Genomic DNA, 1447 nt, shown 5'->3' on the forward strand with positions numbered 1-1447 from the left:
AGGGCGAAATCCGTGATCGAACCGCAGAGGCACAACACTACCGCATGGCGGGTCTCAATCTGCTCGCTGCAATCATCATCTTTTGGAATACTAACCAGCTAGGGAAAGCGGTTCAGCAGAGGCGAAAGGCTGGATTGGACTACCCGCCTGAGCTTCTGTCGCACATCTCACCGCTCGGATGGGCGCATATCTTGCTTACAGGCGAATATCGGTGGCCAAAATCATGATCAAACATGCTTATGATACGATTCCGCCCTCAGCCGGACTCGACACCCTATTGCGCAATTGGTTCGCCAATCTCCACAATGTGCTGATCAGGATCGAAGAAGCGAAAAAGCCGCTGCCCCCATGGCTCCAGCCTTACTTGATGTATCAACTGCACATGCGGAGATATTCGTTCAAACGCTTCATCTAATTCAAAGTCCTCGAAATACAGGACGAGATTTCCCCGCCCATAGGGGGCAGACGCAGTGTCTTCCCGAGCAAAAACTGACTTAAAAAGCGATTTTCCGTCATGGATCGCGAACCCATTATCGAACATGACGAAGTCCTCATGGTCCTGAATGATCGAAAGACCAAGAAGGCCGGTGTAGAAACTCTTTGATTTTTCGATGTCTTTGACGAACGGAAGTGGATTCACAAATCTCATAAACCAACCTTGCAGAACTTTGCCGAATGTGGGGCGTCAGTTGCTTTATTGCAGACATTTAAACATAGCGCAGCATTGGTCAATTTGGGTTCTGAGCCGCCGAATGCTAGCGCGGGACGCGGCCCGGCTACGACGTCACAAGAGCGGCTGTTCGCCGAAACGCCCAAATTCTTGACTTTTTACTGTTTGATCTGTTGAGCCGCCGTTCGCGTTTTAGCAACCGTCGTTCGCGCTAGGAGCGGCGAAACCGGGTAGCGAGCCCATTCCAACCGATGCTGCATCGTCAACGAATGGCTGCTTCAGTCGGATTTCATCCACCACTTATTTTCGTTCTGCCGTTTCTCAAGCAGAGAACGACTGGCAAATGCATCCTGAACATAGATCACTGGTTCTTCATAGGAGTGAAGACGATGGATGACGCTCATTGCAGCATCCAACAACTGCCTGTCCTTCGTGATTGAAAATGACAACACTCGGACTTGTCTGCTCGTAGCGGTTTCCATTGGACCGCTGGCGGTGCCCTGCGCACCGCGAAAGAACTGCGTTCCGGTGGCAGTTGCAAAGGACACATGGTCATAGTCCCCGTAGGCTAGTCGCACCTCGTCGCAGAGCGCCAGTCGGATACTATCGTCATCTTCCGGCCCAAGCTCCACATGAAGAGATATAGCTGAAAGTTGGTGATAGCCCCTGAGGGGCGGCATATCATGGCGTTGTTGACGCGCCGCAATTCTCATTTGAGAAAAGGATATGCCACATGACGAAGACTACCATCACGACGTTGCCCGATCCACATGGATT

The 1447-nt window shown here is 51.5% G+C and carries 3 protein-coding genes; 1 reads left to right on the forward strand and 2 read right to left on the reverse strand.

From position 1 onward, the window contains the following. Nucleotides 1-227 (forward strand): Tn3 family transposase (locus tag ACFWW2_RS01365; protein WP_393925566.1); only part of this gene is annotated, 227 nt, incomplete at its 5' end. A 47-nt stretch (nucleotides 228-274) separates the two neighbouring features. Here the strand turns inward: ACFWW2_RS01365 and ACFWW2_RS01370 are convergent. Both ACFWW2_RS01370 and ACFWW2_RS01375 read right to left on the reverse strand, forming a co-directional pair. After that, the gene (locus ACFWW2_RS01370; RefSeq protein ID WP_393925567.1) at nucleotides 275-649 is read right to left on the reverse strand and encodes a VOC family protein; all 375 of its coding nucleotides are present in this window, start codon (nucleotides 647-649) and stop codon (nucleotides 275-277) included. Between the two features lie 299 nt (nucleotides 650-948). Continuing rightward, nucleotides 949-1383: a hypothetical protein gene (locus ACFWW2_RS01375; protein ID WP_393925568.1), complete on the reverse strand. Its 435-nt coding sequence runs from the start codon at nucleotides 1381-1383 to the stop codon at nucleotides 949-951. Nucleotides 1384-1447: the final 64 nt, after the last annotated feature.

The sequence above is a fragment of the Yoonia sp. R2-816 genome (assembly GCF_046762905.1).
Taxonomy (GTDB): Bacteria; Pseudomonadota; Alphaproteobacteria; order Rhodobacterales; family Rhodobacteraceae; genus Yoonia.

Excerpts from the sequence above, each read along its gene's own strand:
- ACFWW2_RS01370 (WP_393925567.1), bottom strand. The coding sequence starts at position 649 with ATGAGATTTGTGAATCCACTTCCGTTCGTCAAAGACATCGAAAAATCA.
- ACFWW2_RS01375 (WP_393925568.1), bottom strand. The coding sequence starts at position 1,383 with ATGAGAATTGCGGCGCGTCAACAACGCCATGATATGCCGCCCCTCAGG.